The following is a 15,425-nucleotide window of genomic DNA, read 5'->3' on the forward strand; positions in this document are numbered from 1 at the left end:
CGTGGCAACACACCTGTACCGACTAGGGCGATGGGCGTTCGAGAATCGCCTCAAGACGATCGCGATCTGGGTCCTGGTCCTCATCGGGCTGGGCATCGGCGCGAGCCTGCTGGCCAAGCCGACGTCGGAGTCGTTCTCCATTCCCGGCATCCCGTCGGAGCGCGCGCAGGACCTGATGGTCGAGCGATTCCCCGGCGAAGCGACCTTCGGCTCCGACATCGGTGTCACGTATGTCGTTCGCGCACCGGAGGGTTCGACGCTGACCGAGCCCCCGTATCAGGAGGCCATCGACTCGATGGTCGCCGGCCTGAAGTCGGTCGAGGACGTGAAGAGCCCCGACTCGATCACCAATCCGTTCGTCTCTTACGGCACCGAGCAGTCACCGGGTCAGCTCCGCGAACTGTCCGCCACCTTCCAGGAGGAGACCTTCGGCAAGAACGCCGAGGAGGCGGCCGCCGACGCGCAGGCCACCTCACCGATCAATGCGGCGGGCACCGTCGCCCAACTCGGCGCCTCCTTCGACGTCGAGGCCTCGTCCGACGTCACCGAGACCATGCGCGAACAGATGGGCACGATCGCCGACGACGCGCGCGCCGCAGGCCTCACCGTCGAGATGAAGGGTTCGGCCACACAGCAATTCGCGCTCGGGATCACCTCTGAGCTGATCGGCATCGGCGTGGGCGCGCTGATCCTCATCCTGACGTTCGCGTCCCTCGTCGCGTGGGGCATGCCAATCATCACCGCCATCGTCGGGGTGGCGATCGGGATGCTCGGTGTCCAGATGGGCACCCACTTCTTCGACCTCAGCAACGAGACCCCGATCCTCGCGACGATGATCGGACTCGCGGTCGGCATCGACTACGCGCTGTTCATCGTCTCCCGCTATCGCCACGAGATCCATCGCTCCGCGAACCGGGCCGACGCGGCGGGAAGAGCGGTCGGCACCGCGGGTTCGGCCGTCGTGTTCGCCGGCAGCACCGTCGTCATCGCGCTGGCCGCGCTGGCGATCGTCAACATCCCGTTCCTCACCGCGATGGGTATCGCCGCGGCAGGCACGGTCGTGGCTGCCGTGCTGGTCGCGCTCACACTCCTGCCGGCGATTCTCGGCCTCTTCGGCGGCAAGGCGTTCGCCGGACGCGTGCCGCGCCTCAACGCTCCCGACGTCGGACCGCACGACCCCGACCGGGTGCACAACGGCCAGCGCTGGGTCCAGCGCATCGTGGCGCGCCCGCGCACCGTGACCGTCGCGATCGTCGGCATCCTCGTCGTCCTCGCGATCCCGATGGCCGGACTCAAGCTCGCGCTGCCCAACGACGGCACCGCCGATCCGTCGGAGACACAGCGTCAGGCCTACGACATGGTCGCCGAGGGCTACGGGCCGGGCTTCAACGGACCGCTCGTTGTCGTCGCGGACGGTCGCAGCATCGAGAACACCGGCGAGCGCCTACGCGCCTTCGACACACTCGTCGACGACCTCGGTCGCGTGGACAACGTCGAGGTCGCCCAGATCGGCGCGGGCGGGCTCAACGAGGCCCAGGACACCGCCAAGATCACGATCATCCCGTCGACCGCGCCGGCCGACGAAGCGACCCCCGCCCTCGTGGAGACTCTGCGCGAGATGGAGTCCCAGGTGGAACGCACGATGGGCATCTCCTACGGCGTGACCGGCCAGACCGCGATCGAGCTCGACATCTCCGACCGTCTGTCGAGTTCGCTGATCCCCTACCTGCTCGTCGTCGTGGGTCTCGCGTTCATCCTGCTGATCATCGTGTTCCGCTCGATCCTCGTGCCGCTCACCGCCGCCCTCGGCTTCTTGCTGAGCGTCGCCGCGACCTTCGGCGTGACCGTCGCCCTGTTCACCGACGGCGCCCTGGGAATCATCGACAACCCGCAACCGCTGGTGTCGTTCCTGCCGATCATGTTGGTGGGCATCGTGTTCGGACTCGCGATGGACTACCAGGTGTTCCTGGTGACCCGAATGCGGGAGGCGTATGTGCACGGCGCCGACGCCAAGACCGCGGTCGTCGAGGGATATCGCCACAGTGCCCGCGTGGTGGCGGCCGCCGCGGCCATCATGATCTCGGTGTTCGCCGCGTTCATGTTGCAGGACATGGCCTTCATCATGGTCATGGGCTTCGCTCTGGCGGCCGCGGTGTTCTTCGACGCCTTCGTCGTCCGCATGACCCTGATGCCGGCGGTGCTGACCGTGCTGGGCGACAAGGCGTGGTGGCTGCCGCGCTGGCTCGACCGGCTCCTGCCCGACGTCGACATCGAGGGCGAGAAGCTCGGACTCGGCAACCCCACCACCGCGGCAGCTGCCGACGGCGCCGACACGGACGCCGAGGTCCGCGCCGGCCGCTGAGGAAGGTCAGTCGACCCGGAACTCCCCGAGTTCGGACCACGTGTCCCCGTCGATCGTCGTGTTGATGACGTCGGGTGTGCGCTGGAGGTACTTGGGGAGTTCCTGCTGGGCCTGCTTGAAGTGCGGAGCCGTGACGTGCGCCTCGGCAGCGTCGTCGTCGAAGGCCTCCACCAGGACATAGGTGTTCGGGTCCTCGAGCGAACGCGACCAGTCGAACCATTTGTTGCCGGGCTCGGCACGCGTCGCCTCGGTGAATTCGCGCGACAGCTCGGGCCACTCGTCAGCGAATTCGGGCTTGATCGGGAACTTCACGACGATGAGGATCATGGCTCGACCCTAGTCCCCCGTCGGAGTACCGAGTGTCGCAGAATGCGACTGGGACGGCTGTTCCAGAATCGGTCTCAAACTGTCGCGGCCGGATGGCGGGGATTCACGAGACCCCGGTCGCGGCAGCGCCTAGAGTGTGAAACAGACAACAATTGTCCTCACTTCAGGCTGCAACGGAGGCACCATGCCGGACATCACCAAGTTCTACATCGACGGCCAGTGGGTAGAGCCCGCAGAGCTCAACCTCATCGACGTCATCAACCCGGCCACCGAGAAGTCGGCAGGTCAGGTCGCCATCGGTAGTGCCGCCGATGTCGACGCAGCGGTCGACGCGGCTCGCCGCGCATTCGTCACCTGGGGGCAGACCACCGTCTCCGAGCGCCTCGAGGTCCTCAACCGGATCATCGCCGAGTACCAGAACCGCATGGGCGATCTCGCCGCCGCGGTCACCGAGGAGATGGGTTCGCCCGTCGGCCTGACCAATGCCGCACAGGTCCCCATCGGCCTGGGGCACCTCATGACCGCCGCCGCACAGCTCCCCGACTTCACGTTCGTCGAGGATCGGGGCAGCTCGCGCATCGCCAAGGAGCCGATCGGCGTCTGCGGCTTCATCACCCCCTGGAACTGGCCGCTCAACCAGGTCATGTGCAAGGTCGCGCCTGCCCTGGCCACGGGCTGCACCATGGTCCTCAAGCCGTCGGAGGTCGCGCCGTTCAGCGCGGCGATCGTCGCCGAGATCTTCGACGCCGCAGGTGTGCCCGCAGGCGTGTTCAACCTCGTCAACGGTGACGGACCCGGCGTGGGCGCAGCGTTGTCCAGCCACGACGGCATCGACATGATCTCGTTCACCGGGTCCACTCGCGCCGGTATCGAGGTCGCCAAGAGCGCGGCACCGACCGTCAAGCGCGTCGCCCAGGAACTCGGCGGCAAGAGCCCGAACATCATCCTCGACGACGACGACTTCGCGAAGAACGTCGCGGGCGGAATCGCGACGATGATGATGAACTCGGGCCAGTCCTGCAACGCGCCGAGCCGGATGCTCGTCCCGGCCGGTCGCGTCGACGAGGTCGCCGAGATCGCCAAGGGCGTGGCCGCCGAGCTCACCGTCGGCGATCCCACCACCGACGTCAAGCTCGGCCCGGTCGTCTCCGAGGCACAGTTCGACAAGATCCAGGGCCTCATCGAACGTGCCATCGCCGACGGTGCCACCGCCGTCGTCGGCGGCGCCGGACGTCCCGAGGGCCTCGAGACCGGCTACTACGTGAAGCCGACCGTCTTCACCAACGTCACCAATGACATGGAGATCGCCCGCACCGAGGTGTTCGGCCCGGTCCTCGTGGTCATCGGCTACGACTCGATCGACGAAGCGGTCAAGGTCGCCAACGACACCGAGTACGGCCTCGCCGGATATGTGTCGGGCAAGGACGTCGACGAGGTCCGCCGCATCGGATCGCAGATCCGGGCCGGTTCGATCTCGCTCAACGGCGCCCAACTCGACCCGAGCGCACCTTTCGGCGGATACAAGAAGAGCGGTAACGGCCGAGAGTGGAGCGACTACGCCTTCGACGAGTTCCTCGAGGTGAAGTCGCTGCTCGGCTTCGGCGCCTGAGAGCGCTGACCCTTCACACACCCGGTGACCACGCCGGGCGCATCCCGACGGATGCGCCCGGCGTCGTCGTCGGGGGCTCAACCGCATGACTGTCGCCGGCCCGTGTGCGCCGGCGTTCGATATCTCGCAAGTCCGGACAGAGTCGCGCGATCGTCCTAAGCTGGCCGAACGACTTCGGTCCGGCGGAATCGACCCGCCGGGTCGATTCCGCGTTCTTCGGGGGAAGAGCGTCCAGGTGACGCAAACGGGGGGAAAGTGTTTCGAGGGTTCATTCGTGCGGCCGGTGCCGCGTGCCTGGTGGTTCTGTGTCTGGCCGCCGCGCCCGCCGCCGCGGCGCCCGCACAGTCGCGCATCGTCTCGGTCGTGCAGGAGACGCCGACCCGCGCAGCGGTCTGGGTCTACTCGGCAGCGATGACCAAGAACATCAAGCTCTTCGTCCTCACGCCACGGACCGAGACCGGACCCAGGCCGACGCTCTACCTCCTGGACGGCGCGGGTTCGCGCGGCAACGACAGCGGCTGGCGTGGAGCGGGCAACGTCGATGAGTTCTTCGCCGACAAGGACGTGACCGTCGTACTCCCGACAGGTGCATACGGGAGTCAGTACGCCGACTGGCAGGCGCGGGACCCGCGGGTGGGCCGACCCATGTGGGAGACGTTCCTGACCAAGGAGCTGCCGCCCCTGATCGACGCACGCTTCGACTCCGACGGTTCCCGCGGGATCGCCGGCGTCTCGATGGGCGGACAGGCCGCGTTCACGCTCGCATCGCGCGCACCCGAGCTGTACCGCGCGGTGGCCTCGATCAGTGGATGTCCTCCGGTGTCCTCCCCACAGGGAGAGGCGTATGTCCGGGCCACGCTCGCCCGGGGCGGGGCGAACGCAGACAACCTGTGGGGACCGGTCGGTTCCCCGGGATGGAGTGATCACGACCCGGCGCTGCGTCTGCAGAATCTCCGCGGCAAGGCCCTGTACCTGTACTCCGGCGCCGGCCGGCTCGGGCCCGCCGACATCAAGCGCGACGTGACGCCCGAAGAGGGTCTGTACCAGGTGGTACTCGCCGCGTCGTCGGCATTCGAGATCGCGACCAGCGACTGTTCGCGCCGATTCGCCGGACAGTTGCGCAGCGCGGGTCTGCCCTTCACCGACGCCTTGCAGGATGTCGGAACCCACCATTGGTACTACTGGGAAAAGGAACTCCCCAACATGTGGAAGGCGATCTCGCCGGCCTTGTAAGGCGAATCCCCGTGTCCCCGTATCCGACTGGTTACGATCTCCGCATGCAGATCCCCGTTGCGTCCGACGCCGGTCCCGTCCTCGACGTCGAGGTGTTCGGAGAAGGCGAACCTCTCCTGCTCATCGGCGGGATGTCCGCGCACCGCGGGATGTGGACCGAGGGGCTCCTCGACGCACTGACGCCACACTTCTCCGTCGCCACCTACGACCATCGGGGCATCGGCACGAGCAGTCGGGCCGAGGGACCGTTCACCATCGCCGACCTCGCCGCCGACGCCCGCGGAATCCTCGACGGACTCGGGTGGGACAGCGCCCATGTCCTGGGCACCTCCATGGGCGGCATGATCGCTCAGGAACTCGCCCTGAGCGTCCCGGACCGCGTACGCAGTCTCGTCCTCGGATGCACCACGGCCGGCGGCCCCGGTGCGATCGGCTCACCCGGCGCGGTCCGCCTCGTCGAGGCGATCTCCTCCCGCGACGCCGCACGCGTCGCGCGCACCGCCTTCGAGGTCAATCTGTCACCCGACTTCACCGCCCGCCCCGGGGCGTTCGACCTCTTCGTCTCGATGTCGACGCAGCGACGCGTGCCGTCGGCCGTCGTCGCGTGGCAGGCCGGCGCATGCGCGGGACATGACACCCGCGACCGCATCGGCTCACTCACCGTGCCGACGGCGGTCATCCACGGTGACGTCGACGAGGTGATCGCGGTCGCCGAGGGCGAGCGTCTCGCCGACCTCATTCCGCACGCAGCCCTGGCGCGATGGGCCGGCGTCGGGCACATGTTCTGGTGGGAACGTCCGGAGGAGACCGCCGAGGTCGTCCGGAAAAATGCGCTCGTGCGGTAACGCCGGTCCCCTCTCCGAACGACATCCCTGACATCGGCACCGTGTGATCGGGTGCCCGCGTATGTCAGGAGCTCCATGTCGCACTCGCACAGCGAACCGCCCGTTCCCTCCACCCCCGCGGGCCAGACGCCCGAGTCGCCGCGCAGACTCTCACCTCGCCGCCGCATCCTCACCGGGATCTCGGTGGTCGCAATCCTCACGCTCGGCCTGTTCGGAGCGAGCACCCTGCTCAACTCGTCGAACACCGCCAGCGCTCTGCGCGGGCACCCCGAGGTCCTGCGCAAGGGCTGTACCTGGGATTCCTCAGGCAACTACGTCCAGAACTGCAAGGTGTGGTCGGAGTCGCAGAAACGCGAGGTGATCGTCCAGATTCGCGCCTCGAGCGGCAGCGACAGCGGCGTCTACCTGCTCGACGGCATGCGGGCCAGCGAGACCCGCTCAGCGTGGACCACCGACGTCCAGGCAGCCAAGGTCTACGACGCCAAGGCCAACACCACTCTGGTCATGCCGGTGGGCGGCGCGTCGTCGTTCTACACCGACTGGGACGGCGGCGCCGGTGACAAGAACACCGTCATCAAGCAGGAGACGTTCCTGACCTCCGAGCTGCCGGGTTATCTCGAGCGCGAGTTCGGCGTGGCGCGCAACAACAACGCGATCGTCGGACTGTCGATGTCCGGCGGCCCGGCGGTGACCCTCGCCGAGCGTCACCCGGAGCAGTTCAAGGTGGTCCAGGCGATGTCGGGCTACTACCAGACCGACAACCCGGTCGGCGCCCTCGGCGTCATGGCCACTCAGACGATGGTGTCGAACTACGTCAACGGTGTCGTGAACATGTGGGGTGCGCCGGGAAGTACCCGCTGGACCGACAACGACCCGTCGAAGAATCTCACGCAGCTGGCCGACAACGGCCAGGTTCTCATCATCTCCTCGGGCAACGGATTCCTGACCCCGTCGGAGATGGCCAAGCTGTCGCCGCAGGACCAGCTCAGCGCGATGGCGCTGGAGATCCTGTCCGCGGTGTCGACCGTGCTCATGCAGCTGCAGGCCAAGCAGGCCGGCGTATCGGTGATCTCCTTGCCGAACTACGGCGGCCACACCTGGGAGAACTGGGGACGCGCACTCGGCGACGGCAAGGACCACGTGCTGACCACACTGCGCAACAACCCGCCGGTGACCGCGAAGACGACCGTCGTCTCCGCGTCGGGTAGTCCCGATCCCGAGGGACCCGCGAAGGTGACCCTCGCGGCCAAGAAGGCAGCCGAGGAGTCGCCTGCCCTCGACCTCTCGGGTCTGTCCGCGGCCGGTTCCTCGGCGAGCGAATCCGCTTCGGAGTCGGCGTCCTCGTCCTCGGAGTCCTCGTCGGCCGAGTCGTCCTCGTCCGAGTCATCCTCGGCCGGACTCGCACCGTCCGCGGTGTCGGGGTCGGAGTCTGTGGACGCGTCCGTCCCGGAGGCGGCCACCAGCTCCGGGACGAGCGCTCCCACCGGACCCCGGCTCGCTCCGAAGGGCCCGGCGTCGTCCACTCCCTCGAGCAGCACCCCGGTTCCGTCGCGCTGAGCAATCCTCGCGCTCACAACTTCCGTTCCCGCTCACCAAAATTGTGTGCGCGGGAACGGAACACGTGAGCGATCGATTCCGCCGGCCGCGCCTGCTGCTAGCGTTCAGCCATGACCGACGACCACGATCTCGCCGATCTCGTCGGCGTCGACACGACCGTCGTGGTCGTGGCCTCCGGGGTGATCCTCGTCTGGGCACTCGCGCTGGGTGTGTGGAAGTACCACGGCATCCGCACCTCCCCGGACCGGACGGCTCACGTCTACGTCGACATCGCGCACCGGGCGGCGCTGATGTACTCCTTCGCCACCCTCGTGCTCGCGGCGCTCGTCGAACTCAGCGCCTTTCCGACCACAGTCAACGTGATCGCCGCTGCGGTCCCGATAGTCTTCTTCGTCGCCGCGATCGCCGCGTACTGCGTGCACGGGGCACTGCGGGACACCACGAATCAGTTCGTCGACCCGACTCCCGGCACCTACCTGTTCATGCTCGCCCTCATCGTGGGCGAGATCGGCGGCGTGCTGGTCCTGGTGGCCGGAGTTCTGCTGCGGGTGATGTGAGCAGTCGCCCGCTGGCTCATCCAGCCGGGATGTGACCCCGCAGCCACGTCGTGACCGCGTCGAGCACCACCGCTTGCTCCGGCTCGTTGAAGATCTCGTGGAACAGGTCGTCGTAGATGACGAGCGTCTTGTCCGACGATCCGGCCAGTTTCTCCACGAGTTCGCTGCCGCGCGGGTCGGTGAGCGCGTCTTCGCTGCCGTGCATCACCAGCAGGGGCAACTGCAACGACGGCAGGCGCTCGGGAAACGACCGCATGGTGCCGATCATGGCGCCGCCGAGTCCGGCCGGGATCTTGCCGCGCGTCACGAGCGGATCGGCGTCGTAGGCCGCGACGACGGCCGGGTCCCGGGAGATGCTCGACGAACTCAGCTCGGTCGTGGGCAACCCTGGTGCGATCCGGCCGATGAGCGGCGCGAATCGCACAGCCAGATCCGGCAGGTCGTCACCGGGCAGCACGGCCGCTCCCGACAGGATCAGGCCGTCGAGCTTGTCCTGGTGATCGAGCGCGTAGTCGAGGGCGATGCAGCCGCCCATGCTGTGCCCGATCAGGAACGTCGGGACGCTCCCGTCGGCGACGTGGCCGCGGACGGTGTCGAGGTCATCGGTGAAGTCGCCGAAGCGTCGCAGCCGTAGCCGCTTACCACCCGACCGTCCGTGGCCGACATGGTCCGGGATCGCGACCAGGTAGCCCTCGGCGACGAGCCGCTCGGCCACGTGCAGATACCGCCGCCCGTGCTCGGCGAGGCCGTGCACCACGACCACGACGCCGCGAGGACTCTCCCGGGGACGGTAGATGTCGTAGACGATGGTGTGCCCGTGCCGGCCGCGAAAACTGTGTTCTTCCGGTGTCATTCCCTGATCTCGTTTCGGTGTTTCAGCGCCAGCCGAGTCGCGCGACCACCGACTTGCCCGCGGACTCCAGGGCGCCGAGGGGGCGGAGTGCGGCTTCGCCGATACCGACGAGTGCCTCGACCCGTCCGACGACCCGCTCGAGCCGCCCGACGACGTCGGACATGCGGTCGACGGTGGCGTCGACCTGGTCCAGGGTCCCCGAGAGGCGCACGAGTGTGGAGTCGAGCTTCGCGATCGTCGAGTTCAGGCCGTCCATCGTCGGTCCGAGACCGTCGAGGGTCTCGCCCATGTCGGCGAGGATGCCCTCGAGTTGCTCGACGGTCACGTCGGCGTTGAGCGCGGCCTGCGCCAGCTTCTTGATGCGCTGACGTTCCGGCGGTCTGGATGATGCGTGCTCGCCCCTGTCGGCCATGAGGTGGATTATGACCCATCGGGGCCACTCCCGGTGCCGGGTCGGGCGAACATCTGGGCCGCCGCTCCGACACCGGGGGGGGGCAGAACTCAGGTCAGCTGCGGGGCCACCTTCGAGGCGACGAGTTCGAGATGATCGAGATCCGTCAGGTCCAGGGTCTGCAGGTACATCCGCGTGACACCGAGCTCTCGATAGGTCGCGATCTTCGCGGCCACCTCGTCCGGGGTCCCGGCAGCGCCGTTCTCGCGCAGCTCCTCCGGTTGCCGGCCGATCGCCTCGGCGCGTCGGCGGAACTCGGCTTCGTCGCGGCCACAACACAATACGAGCGCCGCGGAGTAAGTCAGCGACTCGGGGTCACGACCGGTGTCGAGACAGGCCGTCCGCACTCGACCGATCAGGTCCCCGGCGACGTCGAGCGGCTGGAACACGACATTGAACTCGTCGGCGAAACGTGCTGCCAGCGCGGGCGTCCGCTTCTTGCCACTGCCTCCGATGATGATCGGCGGACGCGGGCTCTGTACAGGCTTGGGCAGGGCAGGCGACCGCGAGAGACGAAAGTGGGTGCCCTCGTAGTCGAACTCGTCGCCCACCGGGGTCTGCCACAGACCGGTGATGATCTCGAGGTTCTCCTCGAGCCGGTCGAATCGCTCCTTCAACGGCGGGAACGGTATCCCGTACGCCTCGTGTTCACGTTCGTGCCAACCCGTTCCGATCCCCAATTCGACACGGCCACCGCTCATCTGGTCGACCTGGGCGACCGCGATCGAGAACGGCCCGGGCAGGCGGAACGTGGCCGAGGAGACCAGGGTTCCCAGCCGGATACGCGAGGTCTCACGCGCCAAGCCCGCCAACGTGATCCACGCGTCGGTGGGTCCGGGAAGGCCGTCACCCCCCATCCCCGTGAAGTGGTCGGAACGGAAGAAGGCGTCGTAACCCAGTTCTTCGGTCGCCTTGGCAACGGTGAGCAGGTCATCGTAGGTGGCACCCTGCTGGGGCTCGGTGAAAATTCGCAGCTGCACGTTTTCAACCTACGCCGAATGGGCACCCGTGCCTTGCGAGGCGGGGCCCCTATCGCTCCCATCCAGCCCTACGGTCACTCCGAATCGCTCAACGCATGACACATCGTTCCTCGACAAGGAGTCCGATCATGAAGACAGTCACACGCACAGCCCTCGGTTTCGTCGTCGCGTCCGCCGGTGCGGCCGCAGTGTCCCTGGCCGCCGCCCCGTCCGCGAGTGCTGCACCCACCATCTGCCCGGCGTTGCCCGGTCAGTCCGCCTCGGCCGCTTCCTGCAGCGCGGAATCCGGCCCCACCGGCCTCTCGCTCGCCATCACCGACAACGGAGGCGTCGCCACCTCCACCGCCGACAACTTCGCCGGACCCGCCGCGATCGCCCTCGGCCCCGGCGCGACGGTCACCATGAACGGCGTCCGCCCCGGCCTGGCCATCGGCATCGCCGGCCCCGGCGGTGAGGTCGTCGTCGACGGCAAGAACGGGCCGACCTGCAAGGGGCCGGCCTTCGCAGGCGACTTCCAGACCCTCAAGGGCTGCCTGTCCTGACCGGCTCGCACCCCACCGGGATTCGGTAGCGAAAGTCCGTGTTATTTATCATCTTTCGCTACGAAATCCTGGTGGGGGGACCCGAAGCTCAGGACAGCAAACCCCGCACGTACGCCGCCTGACCGATGTGCTGGGTGTCATCGTCGATCACGCTGATCAACCGCACGCCCAGCGTGACCGGCGGGTCCCAGTTGTGGTCGACGATGCGGTCGAGATCTGAATCCGTCAGCGCGCCAATGTAGTCGACACTGACCGCGTGTGTCGCGGCATAATAATCGCGGAGAAGTCCGGCGTCGTCGACGACAACCTGCGCCGCCTCATCCGCCGAGTGCCCGTACCCGATCTCCTCCGGCGGGAACGGCAGCCCGAAACGGTCGGCCCATCCCGCGGTGACCCAGACCTCGTCGGTCCCGGCGACGTCGGCGACATGGGAATCCTGCACGCGGGTCAGATGCCAGACGAGCCACGCGATGGTGTTGGCACCGGGCGCCGGCGGGGTGTTCAGCAGCTCCGGCGTGGCCCCGTCGAGTACAGCGTGAACGTTCTCGGCCACTCGTCCCAGACCGTCGAGCAACACCTCTGAAGATCGCATGGAGCAAGTTTAGGTTCGCCGTGGGCGCAACGATGGCGACTCCACCGTTCCCGCAGCATCATTCCTCCGGTGTCAGAACCGAACACCCCACGCAAGATCCGCTTCAACGCCTTCGACATGAATTGCGTTGCGCACCAGTCGCCTGGTCTGTGGCGTCACCCCGACGACCGGTCATGGGACTACAACGCCATCGACTACTGGGTGGATCTCGCCCGACTGTTGGAGACCGGCGGATTCGACGGGCTGTTCATCGCCGATGTCCTCGGCACCTACGACGTCTTCGCCGGCAACGACGAAGCCGCGATCCGCCAGGGTGCGCAGATCCCGGTGAACGACCCCCTGCTGCTCGTCTCGGCGATGGCGCACGCCACCGAACACCTCGGTTTCGGGGTCACCACCGGTACCGGCTTCGAGCATCCGTATCCATTCGCGCGACGCCTCTCGACGCTGGATCACCTCACCCGCGGTCGCATCGGGTGGAACGTCGTGACGGGATACCTGCCCGCCGCGGCCCGCAACATGGGTGCCGATGACCAGCTCGAACACGACGAGCGGTACAACCAGGCCGACGAGTACCTGACCGTGCTGTACAAGCTCTGGGAGGGTTCGTGGGAGCGCGATGCGGTCCGTCGGGATCGCGAGGCCGGCATCTTCGCCGACCCGCACCGGGTCCATCACATCGGGCATCGCGGCACGCATTTCACCGTGCCGGGTATCCATCTCGCCGAGCCGTCGCCTCAGGGGTCACCGGTCATCTACCAGGCCGGCGCCTCACCGCGCGGGCGGCGTTTCGCCGCGGAGAACGCGGAGGCCATCTTCGTCGCGGCGCCGACCAAGGCCATCCTGCGCGATGTCGTGAGCAAGGTGCGCGACGAGCTGATCCTCGCCGGGCGCGACCCGTACGACGCGAAGATCTACACGCTGCTGACGATCATCACCGATTCCACTCCGGAGGCGGCGCGGGCCAAGGCGCAGGAGTACCGGTCGTATGCCAGCGACGAGGGCGCGCTGGTCTTCATGTCGGGCTGGATGGGTATCGACCTCGCGAGTTACGAGATCGACGAACCGATCGGCAACGTGCACAGCAACGCGATCCAGTCGGCGGTGGCGGCATTCCAGCAGGCCAGTGACACCGGCGAGGAATGGCGCGTACGCGACATCGCGGAGTGGGGCGGGATCGGCGGGATGGGTCCCGTCCTGATCGGCTCCGGGGACGAGGTGGCCGACGCCTTGCAGGACTGGGTGAGCGAGACCGACGTCGACGGCTTCAACGTCGCCTACGCGGTGACGCCCGGATCGTTCCAGGACATCATCACCCACGTGGTGCCGGCTCTCGAACGACGCGGACTCTACGACCGCGCCTACGCCCCGGGCACCCTGCGCCACAAGCTCTTCGGGCGCGGAGATCAGCTGCCGGAGAACCATCGCGGGTCCACGTACCGGGTCGGCGGGGTCAACTCGACCATCGATGATTCCATTCGGTATGCCGGCGCCGGGAGCGTAGCGAGCGGGCCGAAGTGAGCCGGCGCCGGGAGCGTAGCGAGCGGGCCGAAGTGAACCGGCGCCGGGAGCGTAGCGAGCGGGCCGAATAGTGCCGAATAGGTGGACAGGGGGATGGATGTGAGGGGGGATTTCACGTGATCGAGGTAGTCGGACTGACCAAGGTGTTCGGGGTCGGTTCACCCAACCCGACGACGGTGCTCGACGAAGTCGACTTCACCGTCGATGCCGGGGAGATCTTCGCCGTCGTCGGGCCGTCGGGGGCGGGCAAGAGCACGTTGGCCCGGTGCCTGAACCTGCTGGAGCGCCCGACGTCGGGAAAGGTCGTCGTCAACGGCGAGGACCTCACCGCCCTGGGCACCTCGGGACTGCGCGATGCCCGTCGTCGAATCGGGACGGTGTTCCAGTCGGCGAGTCTGTTGTCCCGCCGGACCGCAGCGCAGAATGTCGCGCTGCCGCTCGAATATCTGGGCGCGACAAAGCGATCGACCACGGCGAGAGTGGGCGAGTTGCTCGACCTGGTCGGCCTCGCCGACAAGGCCGACTTGTATCCGCATCAGCTGTCCGGGGGGCAGCGACAACGGGTCGGCATCGCGCGGGCCCTGGCGCTCAAACCCTCGGTCCTCCTGTCCGACGAGGCGACCTCGGGTCTGGACCCCGCGGCCACGGACACCTTCCTGCGACTCCTCACCGACGTGCGGGACGAACTCGACCTCGCGGTGGTGTTCATCACCCACGAGATGGACACGATCGTGCGGGTCGCGGACACGGTCGGCCGTCTCGACCATGGCCGCATCGTCGAGCACGGCCGTCTGGAACAACTCGTCCTGGACCCGGATTCCGTTCTGGGGCGGGCACTCCGACCCCGTGGTCCGAGCGCCGAACCGGCGCCCGCGGAGACACCGGTGTCGGTGGTCTACAACTCGTCCACGGTCCCCGCAGATTGGCTGACGTTGCTCGGCAAGCGACTCGACCTGTCGATCTCGGTGCTCGGCGCCACTGTCCAGACGATCGACGGAACCGTCCTCGGCGACCTCACCGTGTCGGTGCCGACCGGGCACGCGTCGGCGTTCATCGGCGCCGCGGGCGAACTCGGCTTGGCGGCAAGACTTCTCGCCGACACCCCGCCGGACGATCGCCTCGCTGCGGCGAAGACCGGGGCCGCCACCAAGGACGCGGGGGTGGCGGCGTGAGCACTACGTACTCGGCCAACATCACGGTGCCGCTCGATGAGATTCCCGACCTGCTCATCCCGGCGGCGATCGACACGGTCCTGATGGTGAGCATCGTGATGGTCGTCGTTCTCGTGGTGGGCGTCCCGCTGGGTGCGCTCATCCACAATCTGGCTCCCGGCGGTCTGTTCGCGAGACGGTCGCTGCACACTCCCCTGTCGTGGGTGATCAGCATCGGTCGTTCGCTGCCGTTCCTGGTGCTGATGACGGCGATCATCCCGTTCACCCGTCTGATCACCGGCACCAACATCGGCATCGCCGCGGCGGTGGTCCCGATGTCGATCGCCGGAATCGCCTTCTTCACACGCATTGTCGAGAACTCGCTTCGGTCGGTCCCGGCGTCGACCATCGACGTGGCGCGCGCCTCCGGTGGTTCCAACGCGCAGATCATCTGGAAGGCACAGGTTCCCGAGGCACTGCCGAGCATCGTGGGCGGTCTGACGATCAACACGATCGCGATGATCGAGTACTCGACCATCGCGGGCACCATCGGCGCCGGCGGACTCGGCTACGTCGCGGTGACCTACGGATACCAGCGATTCGACCAGGGAGTCATGGTCGCCACCATCATCGTGCTCATCGTGACGGTGGCGATCATCCAGGTCGCGGGCGACGCGCTCGCCCGCAGCCTCAACCCGGTCACCTCCCGTCGGGTCAACCACTGAGCCCCCAACCGACGACCCCTGCGGTCCCTGATCCGAAAGAACTGCACAACCCCTGCTCCCTGAGGTGCGAGGAGCGCAAGCGACGAGCCTCGAAGGGCCGGGTGAGACACGTTGCGAGCC

Annotated in this window: 15 protein-coding genes; 10 read left to right on the forward strand and 5 right to left on the reverse strand. The window is 67.5% G+C overall.

Translation table 11 applies throughout. The features are described from left to right. The first annotated feature begins 1 nt into the window (after nt 1). A complete protein-coding gene (locus ACFW3F_RS19330; protein WP_388060223.1) occupies nt 2-2,362 on the forward strand; it encodes an MMPL family transporter in 2,361 nt (786 codons plus the stop codon). A gap of 6 nt (nt 2,363-2,368) precedes the next feature. Here the strand turns inward: ACFW3F_RS19330 and ACFW3F_RS19335 are convergent, their stop codons facing one another. Next, nucleotides 2,369-2,689 (reverse strand): putative quinol monooxygenase, encoded by a 321-nt coding sequence (locus ACFW3F_RS19335; protein ID WP_388060225.1) that lies wholly within the window; start codon nt 2,687-2,689, stop codon nt 2,369-2,371. Between the two features lie 184 nt (nt 2,690-2,873). Between ACFW3F_RS19335 and ACFW3F_RS19340 the strand changes: the two genes are divergently transcribed. The 5 genes from ACFW3F_RS19340 to ACFW3F_RS19360 all read left to right on the forward strand — a co-directional run bounded on the left by ACFW3F_RS19340 (nt 2,874) and on the right by ACFW3F_RS19360 (nt 8,490). After that, complete coding sequence (locus ACFW3F_RS19340; RefSeq protein ID WP_388060227.1) at nt 2,874-4,298, forward strand: aldehyde dehydrogenase family protein; 1,425 nt, start codon at nt 2,874-2,876, stop codon at nt 4,296-4,298. A 255-nt stretch (nt 4,299-4,553) separates the two neighbouring features. Next, nucleotides 4,554-5,531 (forward strand): alpha/beta hydrolase, encoded by a 978-nt coding sequence (locus ACFW3F_RS19345; RefSeq protein ID WP_388060229.1) that lies wholly within the window; start codon nt 4,554-4,556, stop codon nt 5,529-5,531. Between the two features lie 44 nt (nt 5,532-5,575). Next, nucleotides 5,576-6,376 (forward strand): alpha/beta fold hydrolase, encoded by an 801-nt coding sequence (locus ACFW3F_RS19350; protein WP_388060231.1) that lies wholly within the window; start codon nt 5,576-5,578, stop codon nt 6,374-6,376. A 75-nt stretch (nt 6,377-6,451) separates the two neighbouring features. After that, entirely contained in the window at nt 6,452-7,933 is a 1,482-nt protein-coding gene (locus ACFW3F_RS19355; protein ID WP_388060233.1) for an alpha/beta hydrolase, read from the forward strand. Nucleotides 7,934-8,043: 110 nt separating this feature from the next. Then, nucleotides 8,044-8,490 carry a hypothetical protein gene (locus ACFW3F_RS19360; protein ID WP_388060235.1) on the forward strand — a complete coding sequence of 149 codons (447 nt, stop codon included), beginning with the start codon at nt 8,044-8,046 and terminating at the stop codon, nt 8,488-8,490. Nucleotides 8,491-8,506: 16 nt separating this feature from the next. Here ACFW3F_RS19360 and ACFW3F_RS19365 read toward each other — a convergent pair whose 3' ends face one another. The 3 genes from ACFW3F_RS19365 to ACFW3F_RS19375 form a co-directional block, all read right to left on the reverse strand. After that, nucleotides 8,507-9,343 (reverse strand): alpha/beta hydrolase, encoded by an 837-nt coding sequence (locus ACFW3F_RS19365; RefSeq protein ID WP_388060237.1) that lies wholly within the window; start codon nt 9,341-9,343, stop codon nt 8,507-8,509. A gap of 22 nt (nt 9,344-9,365) precedes the next feature. After that, complete coding sequence (locus ACFW3F_RS19370; RefSeq protein ID WP_388060239.1) at nt 9,366-9,755, reverse strand: hypothetical protein; 390 nt, start codon at nt 9,753-9,755, stop codon at nt 9,366-9,368. 89 nt (nt 9,756-9,844) lie between these two features. After that, nucleotides 9,845-10,774: an LLM class F420-dependent oxidoreductase gene (locus tag ACFW3F_RS19375; protein WP_388060241.1), complete on the reverse strand. Its 930-nt coding sequence runs from the start codon at nt 10,772-10,774 to the stop codon at nt 9,845-9,847. Nucleotides 10,775-10,902: 128 nt separating this feature from the next. Between ACFW3F_RS19375 and ACFW3F_RS19380 the strand changes: the two genes are divergently transcribed. Continuing rightward, nucleotides 10,903-11,316: a DUF6764 family protein gene (locus ACFW3F_RS19380; RefSeq protein WP_388060243.1), complete on the forward strand. Its 414-nt coding sequence runs from the start codon at nt 10,903-10,905 to the stop codon at nt 11,314-11,316. Between the two features lie 88 nt (nt 11,317-11,404). On the opposite strand, the gene ACFW3F_RS19385 is transcribed toward ACFW3F_RS19380, so the two are convergent. Beyond that, a complete protein-coding gene (locus ACFW3F_RS19385; protein ID WP_388060245.1) occupies nt 11,405-11,908 on the reverse strand; it encodes a DinB family protein in 504 nt (167 codons plus the stop codon). Nucleotides 11,909-12,025: 117 nt separating this feature from the next. Between ACFW3F_RS19385 and ACFW3F_RS19390 the strand changes: the two genes are divergently transcribed. The 3 genes from ACFW3F_RS19390 to ACFW3F_RS19400 all read left to right on the forward strand — a co-directional run bounded on the left by ACFW3F_RS19390 (nt 12,026) and on the right by ACFW3F_RS19400 (nt 15,305). After that, nucleotides 12,026-13,429, forward strand: a complete 1,404-nt coding sequence (locus ACFW3F_RS19390; RefSeq protein WP_388060251.1) for an LLM class flavin-dependent oxidoreductase — start codon at nt 12,026-12,028, stop codon at nt 13,427-13,429. A 116-nt stretch (nt 13,430-13,545) separates the two neighbouring features. Continuing rightward, the gene (locus ACFW3F_RS19395) at nt 13,546-14,601 is read left to right on the forward strand and encodes a methionine ABC transporter ATP-binding protein (protein ID WP_388060247.1); all 1,056 of its coding nucleotides are present in this window, start codon (nt 13,546-13,548) and stop codon (nt 14,599-14,601) included. After that, nucleotides 14,598-15,305: a methionine ABC transporter permease gene (locus tag ACFW3F_RS19400; RefSeq protein ID WP_086536661.1), complete on the forward strand. Its 708-nt coding sequence runs from the start codon at nt 14,598-14,600 to the stop codon at nt 15,303-15,305. Before ACFW3F_RS19395 ends, ACFW3F_RS19400 begins: the two co-directional genes overlap by 4 nt. The last annotated feature ends 120 nt before the right edge of the window (nt 15,306-15,425 follow it).

Source organism: Gordonia sp. NPDC058843, from assembly GCF_042743165.1.
In the GTDB taxonomy this organism is placed as follows: Bacteria; Actinomycetota; Actinomycetes; order Mycobacteriales; family Mycobacteriaceae; genus Gordonia.

Coding starts and splice junctions, on each gene's coding strand:
- ACFW3F_RS19370 (WP_388060239.1), bottom strand. CDS start 9,755: ATGGCCGACAGGGGCGAGCACGCATCATCCAGACCGCCGGAACGTCAG.
- ACFW3F_RS19340 (WP_388060227.1), top strand. CDS start 2,874: ATGCCGGACATCACCAAGTTCTACATCGACGGCCAGTGGGTAGAGCCC.
- ACFW3F_RS19365 (WP_388060237.1), bottom strand. CDS start 9,343: ATGACACCGGAAGAACACAGTTTTCGCGGCCGGCACGGGCACACCATC.
- ACFW3F_RS19360 (WP_388060235.1), top strand. CDS start 8,044: ATGACCGACGACCACGATCTCGCCGATCTCGTCGGCGTCGACACGACC.
- ACFW3F_RS19350 (WP_388060231.1), top strand. CDS start 5,576: ATGCAGATCCCCGTTGCGTCCGACGCCGGTCCCGTCCTCGACGTCGAG.
- ACFW3F_RS19355 (WP_388060233.1), top strand. CDS start 6,452: ATGTCGCACTCGCACAGCGAACCGCCCGTTCCCTCCACCCCCGCGGGC.
- ACFW3F_RS19385 (WP_388060245.1), bottom strand. CDS start 11,908: ATGCGATCTTCAGAGGTGTTGCTCGACGGTCTGGGACGAGTGGCCGAG.
- ACFW3F_RS19390 (WP_388060251.1), top strand. CDS start 12,026: ATGAATTGCGTTGCGCACCAGTCGCCTGGTCTGTGGCGTCACCCCGAC.
- ACFW3F_RS19380 (WP_388060243.1), top strand. CDS start 10,903: ATGAAGACAGTCACACGCACAGCCCTCGGTTTCGTCGTCGCGTCCGCC.
- ACFW3F_RS19335 (WP_388060225.1), bottom strand. CDS start 2,689: ATGATCCTCATCGTCGTGAAGTTCCCGATCAAGCCCGAATTCGCTGAC.